The organism is Bradyrhizobium sp. USDA 4532 (assembly GCF_024171315.1).
GTDB lineage: Bacteria > Pseudomonadota > Alphaproteobacteria > Rhizobiales > Xanthobacteraceae > Bradyrhizobium > Bradyrhizobium australafricanum.
The window spans coordinates 4,677,473-4,696,719 of sequence record NZ_JALJZN010000001.1 but is presented as its reverse complement, the minus strand read 5'-3'; the positions used below and the strand labels follow the sequence as shown (position 1 = coordinate 4,696,719).

The 19,247-nt window shown below is 66.6% G+C and carries 18 protein-coding genes; 11 read left to right on the top strand and 7 right to left on the bottom strand.

Annotated elements, in window-relative coordinates; translation table 11 throughout:
- Window positions 1-48 precede the first annotated feature (48 nt).
- The 3 genes from hisG to J2R76_RS21440 form a co-directional block, all read right to left on the bottom strand.
- A complete protein-coding gene (gene hisG / locus J2R76_RS21450) occupies window positions 49-1,026 on the bottom strand; it encodes an ATP phosphoribosyltransferase (RefSeq protein WP_092086859.1) in 978 nt (325 codons plus the stop codon).
- Window positions 1,023-2,189 carry an ATP phosphoribosyltransferase regulatory subunit gene (locus J2R76_RS21445; RefSeq protein ID WP_253624916.1) on the bottom strand — a complete coding sequence of 389 codons (1,167 nt, stop codon included), beginning with the start codon at window positions 2,187-2,189 and terminating at the stop codon, window positions 1,023-1,025. Before J2R76_RS21445 ends, hisG begins: the two co-directional genes overlap by 4 nt.
- Before the next feature lie 327 nt (window positions 2,190-2,516).
- Entirely contained in the window at window positions 2,517-3,293 is a 777-nt protein-coding gene (locus tag J2R76_RS21440) for a 16S rRNA (uracil(1498)-N(3))-methyltransferase (RefSeq protein ID WP_253624915.1), read from the bottom strand.
- A 449-nt stretch (window positions 3,294-3,742) separates the two neighbouring features.
- On the opposite strand from J2R76_RS21440, the gene J2R76_RS21435 reads away from it, so the two are divergent.
- Both J2R76_RS21435 and ubiA read left to right on the top strand, forming a co-directional pair.
- A complete protein-coding gene (locus tag J2R76_RS21435; RefSeq protein ID WP_253624914.1) occupies window positions 3,743-4,477 on the top strand; it encodes a hypothetical protein in 735 nt (244 codons plus the stop codon).
- A gap of 10 nt (window positions 4,478-4,487) precedes the next feature.
- Window positions 4,488-5,420 (top strand): 4-hydroxybenzoate octaprenyltransferase, encoded by a 933-nt coding sequence (gene ubiA, locus J2R76_RS21430; protein WP_057016651.1) that lies wholly within the window; start codon window positions 4,488-4,490, stop codon window positions 5,418-5,420.
- Between the two features lie 225 nt (window positions 5,421-5,645).
- Here ubiA and J2R76_RS21425 read toward each other — a convergent pair whose 3' ends face one another.
- Window positions 5,646-6,170, bottom strand: a complete 525-nt coding sequence (locus J2R76_RS21425) for a DUF6101 family protein (protein WP_057016649.1) — start codon at window positions 6,168-6,170, stop codon at window positions 5,646-5,648.
- A gap of 274 nt (window positions 6,171-6,444) precedes the next feature.
- Here J2R76_RS21425 and J2R76_RS21420 point away from each other — a divergent pair, with 274 nt between their 5' ends.
- The 6 genes from J2R76_RS21420 (at window position 6,445) to lpxK (ending at window position 12,044) form a co-directional block, all read left to right on the top strand.
- Complete coding sequence (locus J2R76_RS21420; RefSeq protein WP_253624913.1) at window positions 6,445-7,833, top strand: TldD/PmbA family protein; 1,389 nt, start codon at window positions 6,445-6,447, stop codon at window positions 7,831-7,833.
- Entirely contained in the window at window positions 7,820-8,629 is an 810-nt protein-coding gene (locus J2R76_RS21415) for a 3'(2'),5'-bisphosphate nucleotidase CysQ (RefSeq protein WP_253624912.1), read from the top strand. The genes J2R76_RS21420 and J2R76_RS21415 overlap by 14 nt, the downstream gene beginning before the upstream one ends.
- Window positions 8,630-8,773: 144 nt before the next feature.
- Window positions 8,774-9,022 carry a DUF4170 domain-containing protein gene (locus J2R76_RS21410; protein ID WP_016848023.1) on the top strand — a complete coding sequence of 83 codons (249 nt, stop codon included), beginning with the start codon at window positions 8,774-8,776 and terminating at the stop codon, window positions 9,020-9,022.
- Complete coding sequence (locus J2R76_RS21405) at window positions 9,019-9,732, top strand: lysophospholipid acyltransferase family protein (protein WP_050384219.1); 714 nt, start codon at window positions 9,019-9,021, stop codon at window positions 9,730-9,732. Before J2R76_RS21410 ends, J2R76_RS21405 begins: the two co-directional genes overlap by 4 nt.
- Window positions 9,695-11,029: a 3-deoxy-D-manno-octulosonic acid transferase gene (locus J2R76_RS21400; RefSeq protein ID WP_229192932.1), complete on the top strand. Its 1,335-nt coding sequence runs from the start codon at window positions 9,695-9,697 to the stop codon at window positions 11,027-11,029. Before J2R76_RS21405 ends, J2R76_RS21400 begins: the two co-directional genes overlap by 38 nt.
- Window positions 11,022-12,044: a tetraacyldisaccharide 4'-kinase gene (gene lpxK, locus J2R76_RS21395; protein WP_253624911.1), complete on the top strand. Its 1,023-nt coding sequence runs from the start codon at window positions 11,022-11,024 to the stop codon at window positions 12,042-12,044. The genes J2R76_RS21400 and lpxK overlap by 8 nt, the downstream gene beginning before the upstream one ends.
- Before the next feature lie 14 nt (window positions 12,045-12,058).
- Here lpxK and J2R76_RS21390 read toward each other — a convergent pair whose 3' ends face one another.
- Window positions 12,059-12,286, bottom strand: a complete 228-nt coding sequence (locus J2R76_RS21390) for a DUF2093 domain-containing protein (RefSeq protein WP_016848019.1) — start codon at window positions 12,284-12,286, stop codon at window positions 12,059-12,061.
- A gap of 219 nt (window positions 12,287-12,505) precedes the next feature.
- Here J2R76_RS21390 and J2R76_RS21385 point away from each other — a divergent pair, with 219 nt between their 5' ends.
- Window positions 12,506-13,303 carry a dienelactone hydrolase family protein gene (locus tag J2R76_RS21385; RefSeq protein ID WP_375166523.1) on the top strand — a complete coding sequence of 266 codons (798 nt, stop codon included), beginning with the start codon at window positions 12,506-12,508 and terminating at the stop codon, window positions 13,301-13,303.
- 16 nt (window positions 13,304-13,319) lie between these two features.
- Here the strand turns inward: J2R76_RS21385 and xseA are convergent, their stop codons facing one another.
- Complete coding sequence (gene xseA, locus J2R76_RS21380) at window positions 13,320-14,942, bottom strand: exodeoxyribonuclease VII large subunit (RefSeq protein WP_253624909.1); 1,623 nt, start codon at window positions 14,940-14,942, stop codon at window positions 13,320-13,322.
- A 165-nt stretch (window positions 14,943-15,107) separates the two neighbouring features.
- Between xseA and purD the strand changes: the two genes are divergently transcribed.
- Window positions 15,108-16,385, top strand: coding sequence for a phosphoribosylamine--glycine ligase (gene purD, locus J2R76_RS21375; RefSeq protein WP_253624908.1), 1,278 nt, complete (start codon window positions 15,108-15,110; stop codon window positions 16,383-16,385).
- Between the two features lie 46 nt (window positions 16,386-16,431).
- Window positions 16,432-17,757 (top strand): adenylate/guanylate cyclase domain-containing protein, encoded by a 1,326-nt coding sequence (locus tag J2R76_RS21370; protein ID WP_253624907.1) that lies wholly within the window; start codon window positions 16,432-16,434, stop codon window positions 17,755-17,757.
- Between the two features lie 135 nt (window positions 17,758-17,892).
- Here the strand turns inward: J2R76_RS21370 and J2R76_RS21365 are convergent, their stop codons facing one another.
- Window positions 17,893-19,125, bottom strand: coding sequence for an acyl-CoA dehydrogenase family protein (locus J2R76_RS21365; RefSeq protein WP_038388024.1), 1,233 nt, complete (start codon window positions 19,123-19,125; stop codon window positions 17,893-17,895).
- Between the last annotated feature and the right edge of the window lie 122 nt (window positions 19,126-19,247).

The window sequence follows — 19,247 nt, the reverse complement described above, 5'->3', positions numbered from 1 at the left end:
ATATGGTACCGCAGGGTAGCTGTCGCCAACATGAACGGCGTGGCCGCCTCATTGTCGCAGGAACGCCTCGAGCCTGGCGAACAGCGGGTTCTCGCGGTCGAACACATAGTCCAGCGACACCACCGACACGGTTTCGGCGCCGTGCTCGCGCAGGAAGCTGCCGAGCGCGTAGAGCTTGCCCGGTGGGCAGTGCAGCGTAAGCATGCCCGACGAGGTCGGGCCGCCGAACGGGGCGACCACGCCGAAACGGTTATGCGCCTCGGAGAGCAGCGCATCGTTGCAGCCGGCGAAGCGGGTGCGGACCTCGCGATACTTGCTGGCGCGGGCGCGCGCAGCGATATGGTCGAGGATCACGCGCGCGGTCTCGCGGGCGCCCTTCGACCAGTCGGCATCCTTGGACGCCACCAGATTGGCCTGGCTGCGCAGCATGACGCCGTCGTCGAGCACCTTGAGCCCGTTGGCGGCAAGCGTCGCCCCGGTTGTCGTGATATCGACGATCAGTTCGGCGGTTCCGGCGGCGGGCGCGCCCTCGGTGGCGCCGGCGCTTTCGACGATGCGGTAGTCGCCGACGCCGTGTTTGGCAAAGAAGCCGCGCGTCAGATTGATGTATTTGGTCGCCACCCGCATGCGGTGATTGTGCTGCTCGCGGAAGCCGCTTGCGACGTCGTCGAGATCGGCCATGGTGCGGACGTCGATCCACGCCTGCGGCACCGCGACCACGACATTGGCAAAGCCGAAGCCGAGGCCTTCGATCATCAGCACGCGCTTGTCGGCATCGGGAATGCTCTCGCGCACCAGGTCCTCGCCGGTGACACCGAGATGCACTGAGCCGCGAGCCAGATTGGCCGCGATCTCGCTCGCCGAGAGATAGGCGATCTCGACATTGTCGACGCCGGCGATGGTGCCGCGATAGTCGCGGGCGCCGCCGGCCTTCGACAAGGTCAGCCCGGCGCGGGCGAAGAAGCTTTCGGCGTTTTCCTGCAGCCGCCCCTTGGAGGGCACGGCGACGACGAAGGGCGTGCTCATTGGGCGGCTCCGAAGGAGGTGGCCTGGCCATGCCGGGTCATCGCCTCGATCCAGACCGAGAAGCCGACCGCGGGGATCGGAGCCGCCGAGCCGAGCTGCGTCATCAGCCCGTCATAGCGCCCGCCGGCGACCAGCGGTTCGGCGCCGTTGCCCTTGGCGTGCAGCTCGAACTCGAAGCCGGTGTAATAGTCGAGGCCGCGGCCGAACGCGGTGGAGAACCGGGTCTTTCGGATGTCGATGCCGCGCGCGGCCATGAAGCCGATACGGCTCTCGAGCTGGTCGATCGCGACGGCAAGGTTCAGCTGGGCGTCGCCAGCCAGCGCGCGCAATTGCGCGACCGCGTCGTCGGGATCGCCCGCGATCGCCAGGAAGCGCTTGATGGTCGCGACCGCATCGCGCGGCAGCGCGCCTCCCTTCAGCGTCGATTGCTCGAGGAAACGGTCGGCGATCTCGGCCACCGTGCGGCCGCCGACATTGGTGGTGCCGGCGATCAACATCAGATCGGTGACCAGCGCCAGCGCCGCCTTGCGGTCGGAGCCGGCCAGCGCGGCGAGCACGCCCTCATATTCGTTGCGGCCCGGCGCCGTCTTGAGCGTCAGCTGCTCGATGTCGTCGGTCAGCGAGACCTTGCGGTTGAAGTCCTTGATCAGCCGGCGCCGCCACACCGGATAGAGGTCGAGCGCATCGATCAGCGCGTTGAACAGCGCGACGTCGCCGGTGCGGATTTCGACGTCCTTCAACCCGAACGCCGTGGTCGCCTCCAGTGCCAGCGCCAGCATCTCGGCATCGGCCGCGGCGCGATCCTGCCGCCCGAACGATTCGATGCCGGCCTGCAGGAACTGGCTCGGCGCGCCGCCGCGATAGCGGAAAACGGGGCCGAGATAGCTGAAGCCGGCGGGCTGGCCGGCGCGGGCGGAGGCGAGGTAGTCGCGCGCCACCGGGATCGTGAGGTCCGGGCGCAGGCAGAGCTCCTCGCCGCTCGGGTCCGTCGTCAGATACAGGCTCTTGCGGATGTCCTCGCCGGAGAGATCGAGGAACGGCTCGGCCGGCTGCAGGATCGCGGGCTCGGACCTCTGATAGCCGGCCTGCGCGAACGAGGCCAGCAGCGCATCCGCCCAAACGGCGGATCCGGCGGCGGATCGTGGTGCGGCAGCTTCGGTCATCTCGACGTCCAATTCGCTCCGAAATCGCGTTCCAGAGCGGGTTCCATGAGTGGTGTTTGCGGAGCCCTTAGCACGGTCGGCCCATGCTTTCGACAGGGATCGGCCAAGTGGCTTAATGATTGGGTTCGTTAACGATTTTGCGACGACTTGGCTAGGGGCAGATGTTTGTCCTCGCCTTTCATCGGGCAAACGAGCTGCAGGTTCCGTCATCCCGGCGCAAAGGCTTCGCCTTTGTCGCTGGAGGCGCGAGCGCAGCGAGCCCTCGAAGGATCGACGGCCACCAGCCGGGCCGTGCATCCTTCGAGGCTCGCCGAAGAGGCTCGCACCTCAGGTTGACGGGGAGGGAGTGTGTGGCCCATTTCCTCGCCAGTCCCCCAGTGCCGCCTGCACCAGCGCCAGCGCGGCGACGGCGGCGGTGTCGGCGCGCAGGATACGCGGACCGAGGGCGAGGCGGAGGATGGCGGGCTGGCGCAGCAGCAGCGCGCGCTCCTCCTCGGCAAAGCCGCCTTCCGGGCCGATCAGGACATCGATCCCGGCGTTCGCAGCCGATGCCGCCGCCAGCGCCTGCACCGGGCTTTCGACCTCGGCCGCCTCGTCGCAAAACACCAGCAGCCGCGCCGGGTCGCGGCCCGCCAGGAAACGTTCGAGGGGCAGGGGGTCGGCGACTTCGGCGAGCGAGATGATCCCGCATTGCTCGGCGGCCTCGACCGCATTGGCGCGCATCCGCTCGCCGTTGACCCGCGACACCTGGGTGAAGCGTGTCAGCACCGGCACCAGCCGCGCGGCGCCCATCTCGACCGCCTTCTGCACCATGTAGTCGAGCCGCGCATGCTTCAGCGGCGCGAACACATAGGTGACGTCGGGCAGCCGGTCCTGCGCGCGGGTCTGTGCCGCGACCGTCAGCATGTCGGCCCGCTTGCGGCCGGAAATCTCGGCGCGCCATTCGCCGTCACGCCCGTTGAACACCAGCACGCTGTCGCCGGCGCCGAGCCGCAGCACGTTGCCGAGATAGTTGCTCTGATCGCGTTCGAGCGGAACGGTTGCGCCGGCGCCGAGCGGGGCGTCGACAAACAGGCGGGGGCTGCGGAAATCGAGTTCAGGCATATCCGAGGCGGCTTCAGTGCGGTGTGGCCAGTTTACCAAACTGCGCGACACCGTAATCCCGCGGACTCCTCAGGAACTCGCCAGCCAGGTAATATTGAGCGTCGATATATTGCTTCTGTCACCAAGTCATTTCTTTAGTCCAAGGGGCCGCTTGCACGCGGTCCCTTTTGCTGTTCGGTCGCCCGCGGCGTCGGCCCATGAATCCAAACCGGGGCCTTACCGAAAATCCTGTTCAGGCAAATTTGATGGTCCATTTTACCGCCGTTCGTAGCCTAAAGGCTTAGAATCGGGGAACAATTTAATATGGCCGGTGTGGCCCTACGCCGCGCTGTCGCCCAAATCCACGGGTTGTTAAGGCCTCACAGGAATCGTAAAACGCCCCCAAAATTCGTTGCTTCGTTTTTGTTGCGCTGGGGTTGCCTGGACCTTTTGCCGGAGAAACACCCTCGATGATCCGCCGTCTGATCGTGCTGACCGTTGCTGCGACCGCCCTGTCCGCGGGGCAAGCTGCTGCCCAGAGCGCTTTTCCGGCCCCGTTGCCCAATCAGGCCGGTAAGGCCGGCACCGCGTCCGACCCCGCGTTTCCGCCGGTCAATGGCATGCGTCCAAGCCAGGCCGGAACCGCCTCGGATTCCGCATTCCCGCCGGTCAACGGCGCGCCGGCGGCCAGGGTCGGTGCCACGCCGTCGGCATTTCCGAGCAGTGGCGCGGCCCCCATCGCCGGCGGCGGGCTGTCGTCGCCGCCCCCGCCGGGTGCGGGTGGTGGTGGTGCCGCCGACGCCTGCATGAAGAATTTCACGCCGCTGCGCGAGGATGCGGAGAAGCGCGGCAAGGCGATCAAGGCGGCGAGCGATCGCCACGCCAGCCCCCAGGAGGCCTGCAAGCTGATCGGCAATTACAGCCAGGCCGAGATCAAGATGATCAGATATGTCGACACCAACGCACAGAAGTGCGGAATTCCGCCGCAGATCGCCGACCAGCTCAAGGCCGGACACAAGAATACCGAAGCGCTGCTGAAGAAGGTCTGCAATGTCGCGGAGCAGGCGGCGGCGCAGCCGCGTGGGCCAGCGGGGCCGAGCTTGAGCGACGTACTCGGTTCGTCCGCCTCGCTGCCGGAAGCGACGCCGACCAAGAAGGGCGGCAGCACCTTCGATACGCTGAACGGCAACGTCCTCACCCGTTGAGGGATCACCCATGAGCGATGTCTCCACCCGCGTTGCCGACTCCACAGGCAACTGGGTGGATACCCATGCGCCGGTCTGGACGCGGCCCTATCTGCGGCTTGCGCGCTACGACCGGCCGATCGGCTCCTGGCTGCTGTTGATGCCGTGCTGGTGGTCGGCGGCGCTCGCCGCCGGCGTCGCGCATGATGTGCGTTCGCTGCCGCTCGTGGTCCTGCTGTTCTTCATCGGCGCCTTTGTGATGCGCGGTGCCGGCTGCACCTGGAACGACATCACCGATCGCGATCTCGACGCCAAGGTCGAACGCACGCGGTCGCGGCCGATCCCGGCCGGGCAGGTCACGGTGACGCAGGCGGTGGTCTTCATGGTCCTGCAGGCGCTGATCGGGCTTCTCGTGCTGCTGCAGTTCAACCGCTTCGCGGTGATGACCGGCATCGCCTCGCTTCTGATCGTCGCGATCTACCCGTTCATGAAGCGGATCACCTGGTGGCCGCAGGTCGTGCTCGGCCTTGCCTTCTCCTATGGCGCGCTGATGGGATTTGCGGTGACGCTCGAGCGCATCGATCTGGCCGCGATTGCGCTCTACGCCGGATCGATCGCCTGGGTGATCGCCTACGACACCATCTACGCCCATCAGGACGCCGAGGATGATGCGCTGATCGGCGTCAAATCCACCGCGCGCCTGTTCGGTGCACGCACCCATCGTGCGCTCGTGATCTTCTATGGTCTCGCCGTGCTCTTGATCGGCGTGGCGTTCGCACTCGCAGGGGCGCGCTGGCCGGCCTGGATCGGGCTGGCGGCGTTTGCGTTGCATCTCGCCTGGCAGGTCCGGCGGCTCGACATCAGCGATGGCGCGCTCTGCCTGCGCATCTTCAAGTCCAACCGCGACGCCGGCTTGATCCTGTTCGCGAGCCTCGTCGTCGACGCGGTGCTGCGCGCGGCGTGATGACTTCGCAGGATGGGCGGAGCGAAGCGTACAAACCCATGATTCGGCGGCCGCGCCACAAACTCGCCGTCGTCCCGGCGAAGGCCGGGACCCATAACCACCAATGCTTCTTGTTGTGCGACGCTGGAACGACGAGTCCCGTCAACGACATCTGCTGCGGCGTATGGGTCCCGGCCTTCGCCGGGACGACACCGATTGTGAGGCAAATGGAGCGAGACGGTCAGATTAATCCCGCGCGATGATCTCGCGTTCGCCGCGATGTATGCTGGTGCCGTTGAGGCTGACACCGGCGCGGCGGCGGACCAGGAATTTCGGTCTCCGCGCGCGGATCGCGTTGCGGCGACGGCGGCGCGGGGAGGGCGTCCGCGGCGCAGGCTCGGTCAGTTGCGGGAGACGGAAGATGTCGCTCCACATCTGCCAGGCGGAGCTGATCTCCTCGGCATCCGAACTGGAGCCGAGCGGAACGCTGAGCGCGGGATCGCGGTGAACCAGCACCAGCATCTGCGCGTCGTCGATGCCGCGCACCGCGACGCCGAGAAAGTCGCTGACGCGAACATTGACCGCCATCCGCATGCCGAGAACGGCACGGCGCAGCACGACGTGTTCGCGATGAAGCTCGACCTGCCGCATGCCGCCATCCGCGCGCGCGTCCTGCGCGTGGAAGCTGAGCGGAAGGGAAAGAGGGTCGAGCCGCAACGCGCAGCTCGACCCGGCGGAATTGATTCCGCTTGTTGGTGTTTGACGCCTCAAAGCTCTGTCTCCCCGCCGGGATTTTGTTCCCGGTCGTTGGGTGAGAGCCTAGCCGAGCGATGTCCGTTCCCCCTTAAAAAGCCTGGTTAACCCCTCCTCACCTCGTGCCATGATTGACAAGAGGTTGGCCCGCATGATTGACGAAGCCTTGCCCCGATCACTCAAATCTTTGTTGCCTGCCGGCGCAAAGTGCTTGAAATCCCTGTGAAACCGGCACATCTGGTGGGTCTGTCGACCTCGTTCCGGGCCCCCCTCAATCCGCAGGAATTCGTTCGTGAACTCTTCACCATCTGCATCGCGACACGGCGATAGCTCCGATCTGTTCGACCAATCGGGCCTGAGCGACCTTGCGCAGCGCCTGGTCGATGCCGCCAGGCGCGCGGGCGCCGATGCGGCCGATGCCATCGCGGTGCGCGGCGTCTCGCAGGGCGTCGAGGTGCGCGACGGCCGCGTCGAGGAAACCGAGCGCTCCGAAGGCGATGACGTCGGCCTGCGGGTGTTCGTCGGCCACCGCCAGGCGGTGGTGTCGACCAATGACGTCAGCGGCGACGGGGTCGCCAAGCTTGCCGAGCGTGCCGTCGCGATGGCGCGCGTGGCGCCGGACGACAAATATGTCGGTCTCGCCGATCCGGCGCTCCACGCCCACGATTTCCCCGACCTCGATCTGCTCGATCGCAAGGTTCCGAGCACGGCCGAACTCGAGCAGCGCGCGATCGAAGCGGAGGCTGCGGCGCTCGCGGTCAAGGGTGTCACCAAGTCCGGCGGCGCGTCGGTCTCGACCGGGATCGGCGGCATGGTGCTGGTGACGTCGACCGGCTTCCACGGTTCTTATCTGCGCTCCAGCCACGGCATCTCGACGACGGCGATTTCCGGTGAGGGCACCGGCATGGAGCGCGACTACGATTTCACCAGCGCGCCGCATGCCTCCGATCTCGATTCACCTGCTTCCGTTGGCCGCAAGGCCGGCGAGCGCGCGGTGGCGCGGGGCAATCCGCGCAAGGTCGAGACCTGCAAGGTGCCGGTGGTGTTCGATCCGCGGGTCGCCGGCTCGATCGTCGGCCATCTCGTCGGCGCCATCAACGGCGCTTCGATCGCGCGCAAGACCAGCTTCCTGAAGGACAAGCTCGGCGAGCAGCTGTTCTCCAGGGACATCCGCATCATCGACGATCCGTTGCGCGTGCGCGGCCTGCGCTCGCAGACCTTCGATGCCGAGGGCGTCAGGGTGAAGAAGACGGCGCTGATCGATGCGGGCGTGCTCACCACCTGGGTGCTGGATTCGGCGACCGCGCGCGAGCTAGGCCTCGTGACGACCGGTCATGCGCATCGCGGCGTGTCGTCCTCGCCGTCTCCCGGAACGTATAATCTGCATCTCGAGCCGGGTGCGGTGACGCCGAAGGAGCTGATCTCGGACATCAAGCAGGGCTTCTATGTCACCGACCTGATCGGCTCCGGCGTCAACGGCGTGACCGGCGATTACAGCCGCGGCGCGTCCGGCTTCTGGATCGAGAACGGCGAGATCACCTATCCGGTCAGCGAAGTGACCATCGCCGGCCATCTGCTGCCGATGTTCAAGTCGCTGGTCGCCGCCAACGATCTGGAATTCCGCTACGGCGTCAATTCGCCGACGCTGCGCATCGAGGGCCTGACGCTTGGCGGACGCTGATACGGACGACTGGACCAAGGCGCGCGATGCCGCCTTGCTGACCAGATCGGTGCAGGAAGCGGGCCGGCTCGCATCGTCACTGTTCCGCACCGAATTGAAGAACTGGATCAAGGGCGCGTCCTCGCCGGTCTCCGAGGCCGACATCGCGGTCAACGACCTGTTGGAGCAGCAGCTGCGTTCGGCAACGCCCGGCTATGGCTGGCTGTCGGAAGAGAGCGCCGACAACGACACCCGCCTCGGCAGGCGCTTCACCTGGATCGTCGATCCGATCGACGGCACCCGCGCCTATCTCGCCGGCCGCGAGGACTGGTGCGTCAGTGTGGCGCTGGTTGAAAATGCATCTCCGGTGCTCGCGGCGGTGTATGCGCCGGTCAGCGAGGAATTCTTCTTCGCCGCCCGTGGACAGGGCGCCACCCTGAACGACGGCGCGGTGCATGCAACCGCAGGCACCGATTTCAACTTTCCGCGGATGGCGGGACCGAAGCCGCTGGTGCAGCGGCTCAGCCCGACGCCGGACGAGATCACGCTCTATCCGCGCATCGGATCGCTGGCGCTGCGGTTGTGCCGTGTAGCACAAGGTCGACTTGACGCGGCCTTTGCGGGCGGGCAAAGCCGCGACTGGGATCTTGCCGCCGCGAATTTGATCGTGCAGGAAGCGGGTGGTAAGATGACCGCGCTCTCGGGGGACGCGATTGAGTACAATCGCCGGGAGGTGACGCATGGGGTGCTGGTGGCAGCAGGACGCGACCGTCATGCACGCATTGTCGAGCATTTTCGCAGCCGTCCTTTGCCGTGAGGCCTCGCCGATCCACGCCGCTTTCCGATTGTGACGACCAGACCTGTTGCGACAGCCTTGTGACGACTAGCCTTGTGACGACCAGACCTGTGACGACCACGACTTCATTTGTTTGCCGGGCATCTCGTTAGGAAAAGCACCATCATGTCAGACAATGCCCAGCCCCAGCTGCTTCACCTCGTGATCGGCGGCGAGTTGACCGATCTCGAGCACAACACCTTCAAGAATCTGGACGAAGTCGAGATCGTCGGCGTCTACCCGAACTATGCGACCGCCTATGCGGCCTGGAAGGCGAAGGCGCAGCAGACCGTGGACAACGCCCAGATGCGCTACTTCGTCGTTCACCTCCACCGGTTGCTCGATCCTGAGCAGGACACAAAGCATTCCCATTGAAACGACTTTTTCGCGATCTGCTGCGCAGCGGCTTCGTGCAGCGCGCGCTGGGTGTGCTTGCGGCCGAGTATCTGCGGCTGGTGTGGTACACCAACCGCTTCAGCTACCAGCCGCATGACGTGTACGGGATCGTCGAGCCCCTGATGCCGGCGATCTTCGTGTTCTGGCACGGCCAGCACTTCATGACGCCGTTCATCAAGACCAAGGAGAGCTACCGCGCCAAGGTCCTGATCTCCCGCCACCGCGACGGCGAGTTCAACGCCCTCGCGGTGGAGCGGCTCGGCATCGGCACCATCAGAGGTTCCGGCGATCATTCCGGCGCGTTCCATCGCAAGGGCGGCGTCGGCGCCTTCCTGGAGATGGTTCGGGCGCTGGAAGACGGCTGCAACATGGCCACCACCGCCGACGTGCCGAAGCGGGCGCGGGTGGCGGGCCTCGGGGCCATTATGCTGGCGCGGGAGACCGGCCGGCCGATCATCCCCTTTGCGATGGTCACCAGCCGATTCATCCGGTTGAAAAACTGGGATTCGACCACCATCAATTTGCCATTCGGGCGCGGCGCAGTGGTAGGTATTGAGCCGGTCTATGTGCCGCCGGATGCCGACGCCGCGACGATGGAAAAGCTTCGGCAGCACGTGGAGGAACTTCTCAACGAAGCGACCCGACGTGCCTATGCAGCGGTCGGGCGGCCGGAGGCAGCGCTTGGCTAGCTCGCTACCGATGACGTTGCGTGTGTACCGCAAGCTGTCGTCCGCGATGGTGCCGCTCGCGCCTGCCCTGATCAAGCGGCGGCTCAAGCTCGGCAAGGAAGATCCCGAACGTGTCGGCGAGCGGCGCGGCGTGAGCGCCGATACCAGGCCGCAGGGCCCGCTGGTATGGATTCACGGCGCCAGCGTCGGCGAGGTGCTGGCAGCGGCCGGCCTGATCGAGCGGCTGCGCGCGCTCAATTTGCGCATCCTGCTCACCTCGGGCACGGTGACCTCGGCCGCGATCGTCGCCAAGCGCTTCCCGCCCGACGTCATCCATCAATACGTGCCGTACGACTCGCCGCGTTATGTGACGCGCTTCCTCGATCACTGGCATCCGTCGCTGGCGCTGTTCATCGAATCCGATTTGTGGCCGAATCTGATCCTGTCGAGCGCCGCGCGGCGGCTGCCGATGGTGCTGATCAATGGGCGAATGTCGCAGCGCTCTTTCCCGCGCTGGCGCCGGGTCTCCAACACCATCGGCGCGTTGCTCGGCCGGTTCGACATCTGCCTCGCGCAGTCGAACACCGACGCCGAACGCTTTGCCGCGCTCGGCAGCCACAACGTCGTCGTCACCGGCAACCTCAAGCTCGACGTCGCGGCGCCGCCGGCCGATCCGGCCAAGCTGGAGCGGTTGATGTCGGTGACCCGCGGCCGTGCCATCGTGGTTGCGGCGTCGACCCATCCCGGCGAGGAAGAGATCCTGATCGAGGCGCACAAGTCGCTCGCGGGATTCTTCCCCGGCCTGCTCACAGTCATCGTGCCGCGGCATGCCGCGCGCGGCGAGGCGGTGGCGCGGCTGGTGACGGAGGCCGGCCTGCGCCCCGGCCTGCGCTCGCATGAGGATCTGCCGGTCGCGACAACAGATATCTACGTCGCCGATACGATGGGCGAGCTCGGCCTGTTCTATCGCCTCGCGCCGATCGTGTTCATGGGCGGCTCGCTGGTTGCGCATGGCGGCCAGAATCCGATCGAAGCGATCAAGCTTGGCGCGGCGATCGTGCACGGCCCGCACGTGTTCAACTTCACCGATGTCTATGAGGCGCTCGATCGCGCCGGCGGCGCGCGCCGCGCCGATGATCGGGAAGCGCTGGTCAAGCAGCTCGGCCAGTTCCTTGCGGATTCCACAGCCCGCGACAATTCGCTGGCGGCCTCCGAGCGCGTCGTCGAACAGCTCGGTGGCGCGCTGGAGCGCACGGTGACCGCTCTCGAGCCCTATCTGTTGCAGTTGCGGCTCGAGATGGGAGCCGCCAATGCGTGAGCCGGCCTTCTGGCACCGGCCGTCGTCTTGCCTATCGCAACTGCTCCAACCGCTCGCCGCGCTTTACGGCGCGGTCGCCGCACGGCGGATGCGGCAATCCGGCGTCGATGCCGGCATTCCCGTGGTCTGCGTCGGCAATTACCATGTCGGCGGCGCCGGCAAGACGCCGACGGTGCTGGCGCTGGCAAGATTGCTGCGTGAGCTCGACGAGCGGCCGGTGGTGCTCAGCCGCGGCTATGGCGGCAGGCTCGCTGGCCCGGTCAAGGTCGATCGCGACAGCCACACGGCGGCCGATGTCGGCGACGAGCCGCTGATGATGGCGACGAGCTTGCCGGTCGTGGTGTCGCGCGACCGTGCCGCGGGCCTGGCGCTGGCGCGCGCGCAGGATGCCAGCGTGATCCTGATGGATGACGGCTTCCAGAATCCGAGCGTGCTCAAGGATGTCTGCCTGATCGTGATCGACGGCACGCGCGGCGTCGGCAACGGCCGTGTGATTCCTGCGGGACCGCTGCGCGCGCCGCTGGTGCCGCAGCTGCAACGGACCGACGCGCTGATCGTGGTCGGCGAGGGGAGCGCGGCGCAAAGGATTGCGGCCGATCTCGCGTCCCGCGGCAAGCCGGTGCTGTCGGCGCATCTGAAGCCGGAGCAGGCTTCGCTGGCGGCGCTGAACGGAACACGTGCGCTCGCCTTTGCCGGCATCGGCGATCCCGCGCGCTTCTTCAACACGTTGCGCTCAAGCGGCGTCGACGTCGTGCGCAGCAAGGCTTTCGCCGATCATCATGCCTTCACGAAGGAGGAGATCGAAGCGCTCGTTGCTGACGCGCGTGGCGACGCCCTGACGCTGGTGACGACGGAAAAGGATCTCGCGCGGTTGCGTGGTCCGGACGGGATGCCTGCATGGGCACAGACGATCGTGCCGTTTGCGGTGACGCTGCAATTCGATGATGGCGACGCGCTGCGGCGCCTGGTGGCCGATCAGCTGTTCAGGGCGCGGGACAGGAGACGCTCCAAATGAACCCGGCCTTGAGCCTAGGCCTGCGGCTTGAGGACGCCAGGATGGTGGCGCTGCAGCACGGCGGTCGGGGTGGCGTAGGCTTCCTGCAGATCGACGCTCCAGTACTTCAGCTCGTCGAGCGGAATCCGGACGTCGGTGATGGCACAACGCACAAAGGTGCCGGGCGAGATCACGCGGAAATCGCCGTCGAGATATTGCACCTGCGCTTCGCCATGGCCCGAGGGACCGAACTTGTTCAGCACGATTGAGCTCTCCGCCTTGCCTCCAATGAGGCCATCTCGATGTCGATGAAACCGTCTATCACAGATAGGGTGTCATGTCCGCCCGTTAAACCACCGACTTGTGATGATTTGGCGGCGGAGGCGCATGGTAGCCTTGTAGGTGTGGTCCGCTGTGTTTGCAGCGCCATAACGAGCGGGCCGGATCGGATGCGCCTCACGTCAGTTTTCATGTGCCTCGCCATGCTTGCCGTGCCGGCCGCGGCCGCGGCGCCGCTCCCGGACCCGCATCAGGTCGAGATCCCCGAAGGCAACGTCACGCTGCACGCGCAGCTCTACCGGCCCGATGGCGACGGCCCGTTCCCGACCGTGATCGCGCTGCATGGCTGCGGCGGTCTCGCCGGCCGTTCCGAGCCGGTGCTGCCGCGCTATCGCGACTGGGCCGAGCAATTGCTGACGACCGGCCATGCGGTGCTGTTGCCGGACAGCTACGGCTCGCGCGCGCTCGGTCCGCAGTGCCGCATCAAAGAGCATCAGGTCCAGACCCGCCGTGCGCGGGTCGCCGACATCAACGCGGCGCGGCAGTGGCTGGTGCAGCAGAAATGGGTGGCGAAGGGCCGCATCAGCCTGATCGGCTGGGGCAACGGCGCCGCCGCCCTGCTGTGGGCGGTGCGGCCGCAGATGTGGTCGCGCAACGTCGAGCCGGATTTTCGCTCGGCGGTCGCGTTCTATCCGGATTGCCGCGCCTCGTTCGGCCTCGGCTGGAGCGCGCGGGTGCCGACGCTGGTGCTGATCGGCGCGCGCGACGACGTCACATCGTCATCGGCCTGCCACCAGATGGTCGACGGCGCCCGCGGCCGCAGCGCACTGGCGCGGATCGTGGTCTATCCCGAGGCCTATCACGACTTCGACCGGCCCAACCTGCCGCTGCACGCGGTCGCGGCCTCCGATGCCGAGATCGCCGAGCGCGGTCACGTCGGCACCGATACCGGCGCGCGCAAGGATGCGCAAAAGCAAGTCGCCGAGTGGCTGTCGCGCTAAGACAGCTGTTGCCGGGCTAGAACAAGCTGCCCTGATCGACCGGCTTGGTGACGCGCTTCGGCGCTGCCGGTTTCGCCTCGCGCGGCTGAGGCTTCGGCTGGCTCTCGGGCGCCACCGTCGCCGGGGGCTGATCGGCGTTCGCGGTGGCGGCGACGCGGCCATCGGCAAATTCGATCGACAGGCCGGCGTTCGGGCCGACCGCCGCGGCGGAGTGCAGGGCGTGGCCGTGCGCGTCGCGCACCAGCGCGAAGCCGCGCGCCAGCACGCCGCGATAGGACAGCGCCGACAACAGCTGGCCGCTATGGGCGACGCGCGCCTCGAGCCGCTGCATCGTCGTCACCAATGCGCGGCGGGCGCGCTCGGCCAGGCGGTGGGTGCGCTCGAGGTCGCGGGCGATGGCGTTGCGCTGGGCCTTGGCGTTGGCGAGCTTCGAGGCCTTGAGCCGGATCTCGAGCCCGCTGAAGCGCTCGCGGCGGCGATGCAGCAGCGCGCGCGCCGATAGCGTGATGCGCTCGCCGGATGCGGTGAGCCGCTGCCGCGCATGCGCGATCTGGCCGCGCAGCACGCCGATGGTGAGGCGCGAACTGCTGGCGGCAAAGCGGCGGAAATGCGCGTGCGTATTGGCCTTCAGCCCGCGCGGCAAACCTGCTGCGAGATGATCGAGCCGTTGCCGCGGGATCGCCAGCAGTTCGTGCGCCGCCGGCAGCGCCCGCGCCGCGGCGCGCAGCTCGTTGCGGCGCGCCTCCTGGGCACGCTGCCAGCACACCATGGTGCGGCGGGCGAGCGCGGCAACCTCGACGAACAGCTCGCTGCGCACCGGCACCGCCATTTCGGCGGCGGCGGTCGGCGTCGGCGCGCGCTTGTCGGCGACAAAGTCGATCAGCGTGATGTCGGTCTCATGGCCGACCGCGGAGATCAGCGGGATATGGCTCTCGGCCGCGGCGCGGACCACGATCTCCTCGTTGAACGACCACAGGTCCTCCAGCGAGCCGCCGCCGCGCGCGACGATCAAGAGATCAGGCCGTGGAATCCTGCCGCCCTCCGGCAGCGCGTTGAAGCCGCGGATCGCGGCCGCCACCTGTTCCGCCGAGCCGTCGCCCTGCACTTTGACCGGCCAAACCAGCACGCGGCGGGGGAAGCGGTCCTCCAGCCGGTGCAGGATGTCGCGGATCACGGCGCCGGTCGGCGAGGTGACGACGCCGATCACCTCGGGCAGCCAGGGCAAAAGCTGCTTGCGGGCCTCGTCGAACAGGCCCTCGGCGGCGAGCTTCTTCTTGCGCTCCTCCATCAGCGCCATCAGCGCGCCGACGCCGGCGGGCTCCAGCGAATCGATGACGATCTGGTACTTCGAGGAGTTCGGATAGGTGGTCAGCTTGCCGGTGGCGATGACCTCGAGGCCCTCCTGCGGCTTGAAGCGCATCCGGGCATGGGCGAACTTCCAGATCACGGCCTCGATCTTGGCGCTCTCGTCCTTCAGCGCGAAATAGCAGTGGCCGGAGGAATGCGGGCCGCGAAAGCCCGAAATCTCGCCGCGGACACGGACATGGCCGAAGCGGTCCTCCACCGTCCGCTTCAGGGCGGAAGAGAGTTCCGAGACGGTGAATTCAGGCGCGTTGACGAGATTCGGAGCAGCGGTCATCTGATCTATAGAATCGGGGTTTTCGACCCCGTGTGCAAGGTCCGGACGCCGCGTTTCGGGCGTCGAATCACATATCCACATCTGATCGAACCGCGTGTTGCCGCGGTTCGGGAGCGTGCTAAACCGGACGAAATGGCGTTACAACCCCTCTGATCGGCGACACAGATGAACATCCTCCTGCTCGGTTCCGGTGGCCGCGAACATGCGCTGGCGTGGAAGATCGCCGCATCCCCGCTGGTCACGAAACTCTGGTGCGCGCCGGGCAATGCCGGGATCGCGCGCGAGGCCGAATGCGTTGCGCTCGATGTCACCGACCATGCCGCGGTGATCGAGTTCTGCCGGGGCAATGCGGTCGATCTGGTGGTGGTCGGACCGGAGACGCCGCTCGCCGCCGGGATCGTCGACGACCTCGCCGCTGAAGGCATCAAGGCGTTCGGACCGAGCCGGCAGGCCGCCCAGCTCGAGGGCTCGAAGGGTTTCACCAAGGACCTCTGCAGCGAGTTCAACATTCCGACCGGTGCCTATCGCCGCTTCGACAATGCAAAGGACGCGGTGGCCTATGTCCGCGCCCAGGGCGCGCCGATCGTGGTCAAGGCCGACGGGCTTGCGGCCGGCAAGGGCGTCGTGGTGGCGCAGACGCTGCCCGAGGCCGAGGCCGCGATTGCGATGATGTTCGAGGGCGCGTTCGGCTCGGCCGGCGCCGAGGTCGTGATCGAGGAATTCTTGTCGGGCCGCGAGATCAGCTTCTTCGCGCTGTGCGACGGCGAGACCGCGATTCCGCTGGCCTCGGCGCAGGACCACAAGCGGGTGTTCGATCACGACAAGGGGCCGAACACCGGCGGCATGGGCGCCTATTCGCCGACGCCGTTCGTGACGCCTGAGGTGCACGACCAGATCATGGCGCGGATCATCCTGCCGACGGTTGCCGGGATGAAGAGCCGCGGCACGCCGTTCAAGGGAGTGCTCTATGCCGGCGTGATGCTGACCGCGCAGGGCCCAAAACTGTTCGAGTACAATGTCCGCTTCGGCGATCCCGAGTGCCAGGTGCTGATGCTGCGGATGATGTCGGACATCGTGCCGGCGCTGCTCGCCTCGATCGACGGGCAATTGAAGAACTTCGATCTGCGCTGGTATCCGGACCCGGCGCTGACGGTGGTGATGGCGGCGAAGGGCTATCCCGGCGACTACATCAAGGGCACGCGGATCGATGGCCTCGACGCCGCCGCCAAGGTCGAGGGCGTCGAGATCTTCCACGCCGGCACGGTGGCGAAGGATGGCGCAATCATCGCCAATGGCGGCCGGGTGCTGAACGTCTGCGCGATGGGCAAGACGGTGACCGAGGCGCGCGACCGCGCCTATCAGTCCGTCGATCGCATCAAATGGCCGGACGGCTTCTGCCGCCACGACATCGCCTGGCAGGCGGTGGAGGCGGAGAAGGGTTGATCGATCCGGCCTCAGCGGCGACAATGGCGCGCCCCGGGGCCTTCGAATGACCGATTTCAGACTGCCCGAGACCCACTACGCGCAAAGCGCCGACGCGAGCATCGCCTATCAGGTGATGGGCGATGGTCCTGTCGACATCATCCTTGTCCCCGGCTTGTTCTCGCACATCGAGTTCATGCACGAGATGCCCGGCTACACCGCCGTGCTGCGCCGCCTGTCGCGCTTCGCCCGGGTCGTGACCTTCGACAAGCGCGGACAGGGATTGTCGGATCGGATGACCGGCGCGCCCTCCCTCGAGCAGCGCATGGACGACGTCCGGGCCATCATGGATGCCATCGGCTCCGCGAAGGCGGTGTTGTTCGGCTTCTCCGAGGGCTGTCCGATGAGTGTGCTGTTTGCAGCGACCTATCCGGACCGCGTTTCGCATCTCGTTCTGCTCGGCAGTTTTGCCCGCTCGAAGGATCGCCTGCCGGATGACGTGTGGCAGCTGCGCTGCGACGAGATCGTGCAGAGCTGGGGTTCTGGCGACACGGTCAAGACTGTCGCGCCGAGCCAGGCAACGAATGCAGAAGTGATCGCGCAGATCGCGAAATTCGAGCGGCTGTCGAGCAGTCCGGGAGCGTTGCGGACGCTGCTCATCCTCAATCGCGCGATCGACGTCACGACGATCCTGCCGATGCTCCAGACTCCGACGCTTGTCCTGCATCGAACCGGCGATGCCCGCGTTCCCGTGGCACTCGGCCGTGCCGTCGCGCGCTCGATCCCCGCCGCGAAATACGTCGAATATCCCGGCTGCGATCACTACTATTGGGTCGGCGAGACCGAGGCGATGCTCGGCGATATCGAGGAATTCGTTACCGGCCATCGCGATGGTGGTGATGCCGAGCTCGACCGTGTGCTTGCGACCGTGCTGTTCACCGATATCGTCGATTCGACCCGCAGCGCCGCCGCGATGGGTGATCATCGTTGGCGACGTCTGCTCGACGATCACGATCAACTCGCGCAGCAGGTGGTCGGCCGCCATCGCGGCCATCTGGTGAAGAGCACCGGCGACGGCATTCTGGCGACCTTCGACGGTCCCGGCCGCGCCGTACGCTGTGCGCTGGCGTTCGGCTCGGCCGCGCGGCAGATCGGCCTGCCGGTACGAGCGGGCCTGCACACCGGCGAGATCGAGGTGAGGGGGACGGATATCGGCGGCATAGCGGTCCACGCCGCGGCGCGCGTGATGTCGCAGTGCGGCTCGAACGAGGTGCTGGTGTCACGCGTGGTGACCGATCTGGTCGCGGGCGCCGGGTTGAAATTCGCCGAGCGCGGCGCGTTCGAGCTGAAGGGACTGCCCGGGACATGGGAGCTGTTTGCGGCGAGCGGCTAGGTTCGGCCCCACGCCGTCATTCCGGACGACGCGCATCGCGCGTCGATCCGGAATCTCGATGTTGTGGACACCTTCTCACCTCATCTCGAGATTCCGGGTTCGGCGCGTTGCGCCGCCCCGGAATGACGAAGTGGGCTAAAGCAAATCCCCGCCCGCCGCTGACGCTGTGGTGCCGTGCTCGCGGAACGCCTTGATGACGTTCTTGCCGATCTTCCACTTGTGCACCTCGTCGGGGCCGTCGACCAGCCGCTGCGAGCGCACCTGGGTGTACCACTTCGCCAGCGGCGTATCCTGGCTGAAGCCGAGCGCGCCGTGCAGCTGGATCGCGGTATCGATCACCTTGTGCACCATGTGGGCGTGGAAGATCTTGGCGATCGAGTTCTCCTGGCGGATGTCGAGGCCCTTCTCGGCCTTGTAGGCGATGTGCAGCAGCATCAGCCGGCCGATATAGAGCTCGCTCGCGCAGTCGGCGAGCATGAACTGCACCGCCTGGCGGTCGGCCAGCAACTGGCCGAAGGTCGAGCGTTTGGTGACATGGGCGGCCGCCATGTCGAGCGCGCGCTGCGCCTTGGCGACGTTGTGCATGCCGTGGCGCAGCCGGCCGTAGGCGAGGCGGTGCTGGCCCATGTTGAAGCCGTTGCCCTCGCCGCCGAGCAGATTGTCGGCGGGCACCTTCAGATCCTTGATCTCGATCTCGGAGTGGCCGCCGTGGATCACGTCGTCATGCGGACCCTCGATCGCCATGTTGGCGACGTTGCGCTTGATGCGGTAGCCGGGGTTGGGCAGCTCGACGATGAAGGTCGAATATTGCTTGTGGCGCGGCGCGTTGGGATCGGTCTTCGCCATGACCAGCGCGAGGTCGGCGACGCTCGCCGACGAGGAGAACCATTTCTCGCCGTTGAGGATGTAGTTCTCGTTGCCGTCCTTCACCGCCGTGGTCTGCATGCCGGTGGCATCGGCGCCGGCGGCCTTTTCCGTCATCGAGAAGCAGATGCGCTTTTCGCCGTTCAACAGGGGCTTGAGGAATTTTTCCTTCTGGTACTCGGTGCCGTGCGCCAGGATCGTCATCATCGAGGCGTCGTCCGGTCCCTGCGTGTTCATCGAGAGCGCGCCGAGCATGCTTTCGCCGAGCTCCATCTGCACCAGGGCGTTGGCGAGCGGGCCGAGGCCCATACCGCCATATTCCTTCGGCACGAACGGGCACCACAGGCCCTGCGCGCGGGCTTTCTTCCGCAGCGGTCCCAGCACCTCGGCAAGCGGCTTGGTGTCGAGTTCCTTTTCCGCCGGAATGCATTCGTCGTGGACGAATTTGCGAACCTTCTCGCGGATCGCCTTGGCTTCGGCGGGAATTTCGAAGTCGATCGACATGGCACTTCCTCGTTTCATGTTGTTGTTGGCAGGACTTGAGGATGGCATAAACCTCGCCAAAGCCAGCGGCAACGCCGAACAAAGTTTGAAGCAGCGCGGCCGCCCCAGGGAAGGAGCTACCG

Coding starts and splice junctions, on each gene's coding strand:
- hisG (WP_092086859.1), bottom strand. CDS start 1,026: ATGAGCACGCCCTTCGTCGTCGCCGTGCCCTCCAAGGGGCGGCTGCAG.
- J2R76_RS21445 (WP_253624916.1), bottom strand. CDS start 2,189: ATGACCGAAGCTGCCGCACCACGATCCGCCGCCGGATCCGCCGTTTGG.
- J2R76_RS21440 (WP_253624915.1), bottom strand. CDS start 3,293: ATGCCTGAACTCGATTTCCGCAGCCCCCGCCTGTTTGTCGACGCCCCG.
- J2R76_RS21435 (WP_253624914.1), top strand. CDS start 3,743: ATGATCCGCCGTCTGATCGTGCTGACCGTTGCTGCGACCGCCCTGTCC.
- ubiA (WP_057016651.1), top strand. CDS start 4,488: ATGAGCGATGTCTCCACCCGCGTTGCCGACTCCACAGGCAACTGGGTG.
- J2R76_RS21410 (WP_016848023.1), top strand. CDS start 8,774: ATGTCAGACAATGCCCAGCCCCAGCTGCTTCACCTCGTGATCGGCGGC.
- J2R76_RS21400 (WP_229192932.1), top strand. CDS start 9,695: ATGCAGCGGTCGGGCGGCCGGAGGCAGCGCTTGGCTAGCTCGCTACCG.
- lpxK (WP_253624911.1), top strand. CDS start 11,022: ATGCGTGAGCCGGCCTTCTGGCACCGGCCGTCGTCTTGCCTATCGCAA.
- J2R76_RS21385 (WP_375166523.1), top strand. CDS start 12,506: ATGCTTGCCGTGCCGGCCGCGGCCGCGGCGCCGCTCCCGGACCCGCAT.
- xseA (WP_253624909.1), bottom strand. CDS start 14,942: ATGACCGCTGCTCCGAATCTCGTCAACGCGCCTGAATTCACCGTCTCG.
- purD (WP_253624908.1), top strand. CDS start 15,108: ATGAACATCCTCCTGCTCGGTTCCGGTGGCCGCGAACATGCGCTGGCG.
- J2R76_RS21370 (WP_253624907.1), top strand. CDS start 16,432: ATGACCGATTTCAGACTGCCCGAGACCCACTACGCGCAAAGCGCCGAC.
- J2R76_RS21365 (WP_038388024.1), bottom strand. CDS start 19,125: ATGTCGATCGACTTCGAAATTCCCGCCGAAGCCAAGGCGATCCGCGAG.